The sequence below is a fragment of the Pseudomonas sp. genome, assembly GCF_026224925.1.
In the GTDB taxonomy this organism is placed as follows: Bacteria; Pseudomonadota; Gammaproteobacteria; order Pseudomonadales; family Pseudomonadaceae; genus Aquipseudomonas.
This window is the reverse complement of record NZ_JAMFRV010000064.1, coordinates 1-3,779: the sequence shown is the minus strand read 5'-3', so window position 1 is coordinate 3,779 and position 3,779 is coordinate 1. Positions and strand designations below refer to the sequence as shown.

Genomic DNA, 3,779 nt, shown 5'->3' with positions numbered 1-3,779 from the left:
GCGCTTGCCCGCGATAGGCTGGGGTCGTGCTCGACACGCAGACCTTCACCTGAGCACACTTTTTACGACTGCTTCGCAGCCGATCACGGGCAAGCGCGCTCCTACAGGGGGCGCATTCAAGGCTCGGGATTCCAGATAGCCAGAATTCCGAGCCCCAGCGTTACTTCTTAGTCTTCCAGCAGCTCTTCAGCGGTACCCAGGATGTTTTCCAGGGTGAAGCCGAACTCTTCGAACAAGGCTGGCGCAGGCGCCGACTCGCCGAAGGTGGTCATGCCGATGACACGGCCTTCCAGGCCCACGTATTTGTACCAGTAGTCCGCGTGGGCGGCTTCGATGGCGATACGTGCGCTGACTTGCAGCGGCAACACAGCCTGCTTGTACATCGCATCCTGTGCTTCGAAGACGCTGGTGCATGGCATGGAAACCACGCGCACATTGCGGCCTTGTGCCGACAGTGCTTCGTAAGCCAACACCGCCAGGCCCACTTCCGAACCGGTAGCGATCAGGATCAATTCCGGCTCGCCCACGCAATCGCGCAACACGTAACCACCACGGGCGATGTCTGCCAGCTGGGTGGCATCGCGCGATTGGTGCGTCAGGTTCTGACGCGAGAAGATCATCGCCGATGGCCCGTCGTTGCGCTCGATGGCGTACTTCCAGGCCACGGCCGACTCAACGGCATCGGCTGGGCGCCAGGTGTCTAGGTTCGGTGTAGTGCGCAGGCTGGTCAACTGCTCGATTGGCTGGTGAGTTGGGCCGTCTTCGCCCAAGCCGATGGAGTCGTGAGTGAACACGTAGATGACGCGTTTTTTCATGATCGACGACATACGGACCGCGTTACGCGCGTATTCCATGAAGATCAGGAACGTTGCGCCGTAGGGCACGAAGCCGCCGTGCAGGGCGATACCGTTCATCATGGCGCCCATGCCGAACTCGCGGACGCCGTAGTGCACGTAGTTACCGCTGGCATCTTCGCCGGTGATGCTTTTGCAACCCTTCCAGATGGTCAGGTTAGAACCGGCCAAGTCAGCCGAACCACCGAGGAACTCAGGCAGCATCGGGCCAAACGCATTCAATGCATTCTGGCTGGCTTTACGGCTAGCGATGGTCTCGCCTTTCGCGTTGACGTCGGCGATGTAAGCGGCAGACTTCTCGGCAAAGTCAGCTGGCAACTCACCGCTCATGCGACGGATAAGCTCGTTGGCCAGCTCAGGGAATGCCCCAGAGTAAGCAGCGAAACGCTGATCCCAGTCGGCTTCGACCGCCAGACCGGCCTCTTTAGCGCTCCATTCGGCGTAGATATCAGCCGGAATTTCGAAAGGACCGTGGTTCCATTTCAACGCAGCGCGGGTCAGAGCAATTTCCTCGGCACCCAGTGGCGCGCCGTGGCAGTCTTCTTTGCCTTGCTTGTTAGGCGAACCGAAACCGATTGTGGTCTTGCAGCAGATCAACGTTGGCTGAGGGCTTTTACGGGCGGTTTCGATAGCAATCTTGATTTCGTCAGCGTCGTGACCGTCAACATTGCGGATCACTTGCCAGTTGTAGGCTTCGAAACGCTTTGGCGTATCGTCGGTGAACCAGCCTTCAACTTCGCCATCAATCGAGATGCCGTTGTCGTCGTAGAACGCGATCAGTTTGCCCAGACCCAAGGTGCCGGCCAACGAGCCAACTTCGTGGGAAATACCTTCCATCATGCAGCCATCACCCAGGAACACGTAGGTGTGGTGATCAACGATGTTGTGACCTGGACGGTTGAACTGCTCGGCCAGCACTTTTTCAGCAAGGGCAAAACCCACGGCGTTAGCCAAACCCTGGCCCAGTGGGCCGGTGGTGGTTTCAACGCCTGGGGTGTAGCCGTATTCCGGGTGACCTGGCGTGCGGCTGTGCAATTGACGGAAATTCTTCAGGTCGTCAATCGACAGGTCGTAGCCCGTCAGGTGCAACAGCGAATAGACCAGCATCGAGCCGTGGCCGTTGGACATGATGAAACGGTCACGGTCGGCGAACGACGGGTTGCTCGGGTTGTGCTTGAGGAAGTCACGCCAAAGCACCTCGGCGATATCCGCCATGCCCATAGGGGCACCCGGATGGCCGCTGTTGGCTTTTTGCACGGCATCCATGCTGAGGGCACGAATAGCATTTGCACGCTCACGACGGCTGGGCATCGCTGATCTCCTGGGGGCTGGAAAGGATGGGATCTGAAAAAGGCGAGCATTTTCCCTCACGCACTGCTTGGGGGCAATCACAGAACGTGTTTTTCCTGCAATTGCCATGTTCTGGCGCAGCTTAAGGGCCTTTATGGATCTGAAACCAACCGGCGACTTCGATAAAACCATCTATCGATCAATATCAAAACATTTTGATATAGCACTTGCGGGGTGATCGGTCGCTCTCTAGACTGCCTGCCTAATGAACTTACGCGTGCCCGCAATCCGCCATGATGAAAGTGACGACCTGGCTGCCTTGTGCAAGGCCGGGGGTGACCCGCTGCGACTCAATGTGCTGCGGGCACTGGCTAACGATTCGTTTGGCGTTTTAGAGCTGGCGCAGATTTTCGCCATCGGCCAATCCGGCATGAGCCACCATTTAAAGGTGTTGTCTCAAGCGGAACTGGTGGCGACACGCCGCGAAGGTAATGCAATTTTCTACCGTCGCGCCCTGCCCCACATCGGACTGCCGGGCGGCAGACTGCACGTAGCGTTACTCGATGAAGCAGATGACCTGACCCTGCCGACGGATGTGCAAGCGCGAATCCGCCTGGTGCATGGGCAACGCGCCGCTGCCAGCCAAGACTTTTTTACCCGAGTCGCTGAAAAGTTTCGTGCTCAGCAAGACTTGATTGCCGGCTTGCCTCAGTACCGCGAGAGTCTGCTGTCACTGATGGACAAACTGAGCTTTAGCAGCGACGCCACTGCGCTGGAAGTCGGCCCCGGTGACGGTGGATTCCTTCCAGAGTTGTCGCAGCGCTTTCGTCATGTCACCGCGCTGGATAACAGCCCGGCTATGCTGGAGTTGGCCCGCCAGCTATGCGAACGCGAGGCCTTGGGCAACGTCGAGTTGCACTTGGCAGACGCTTTGGGCGACGCCGATGTACGCGCCGACTGCGTCGTGCTGAATATGGTGCTTCACCATTTTGCCGCACCCGCCGAAGCCCTTAAACAATTGGCCCATCTGGTGCAACCAGGCGGTAGCCTGTTGGTGACAGAGTTGTGTAGCCACGACCAGAGTTGGGCCAAGGAGGCCTGCGGCGATCTCTGGTTGGGTTTTGAACAGGATGATCTGGCCCGTTGGGCCATCGCTGCGGGACTTGTTCCCGGGGAAAGCCTCTATGTAGGCCTACGTAATGGTTTCCAGATACAGGTTCGCCACTTTCAGCGACCGACTGGCGACACTCACAATCGGTACAATTCAGGAAATCCGTCGAGATGAGCGAATACTCCCTTTTCACCTCCGAATCCGTGTCTGAAGGGCATCCGGACAAAATTGCCGACCAGATTTCCGATGCGGTTCTGGACGCCATTATTGCCGAAGACAAGTTTGCCCGCGTGGCCTGCGAAACGCTGGTGAAAACCGGCGTAGCAATCATCGCTGGCGAAGTGACCACGTCTGCCTGGGTCGACCTGGAGCAGATCGTTCGTGACGTGATCATCGACATCGGCTACACCAGCTCCGACGTCGGCTTCGACGGCGCTACTTGCGGCGTGATGAACATCATCGGCAAGCAATCCCCTGACATCAACCAGGGTGTCGATCGCGCCAAGCCTGAAGATCAGGGCGCT

At 58.0% G+C, this 3,779-nt stretch carries 3 protein-coding genes; 2 read left to right on the top strand and 1 reads right to left on the bottom strand.

The window, feature by feature from the left end:
* Positions 1 to 167 precede the first annotated feature (167 nt).
* A complete protein-coding gene (gene tkt, locus M0974_RS02785; protein WP_297832447.1) occupies positions 168 to 2,165 on the bottom strand; it encodes a transketolase in 1,998 nt (665 codons plus the stop codon).
* 244 nt (positions 2,166 to 2,409) lie between these two features.
* Here tkt and M0974_RS02780 point away from each other — a divergent pair, with 244 nt between their 5' ends.
* Entirely contained in the window at positions 2,410 to 3,429 is a 1,020-nt protein-coding gene (locus M0974_RS02780; RefSeq protein ID WP_297832444.1) for a metalloregulator ArsR/SmtB family transcription factor, read from the top strand.
* A partial coding sequence (locus M0974_RS02775; protein ID WP_297832441.1) for an S-adenosylmethionine synthetase N-terminal domain-containing protein occupies positions 3,426 to 3,779 on the top strand: 354 nt, incomplete at its 3' end. The genes M0974_RS02780 and M0974_RS02775, both read left to right, overlap by 4 nt.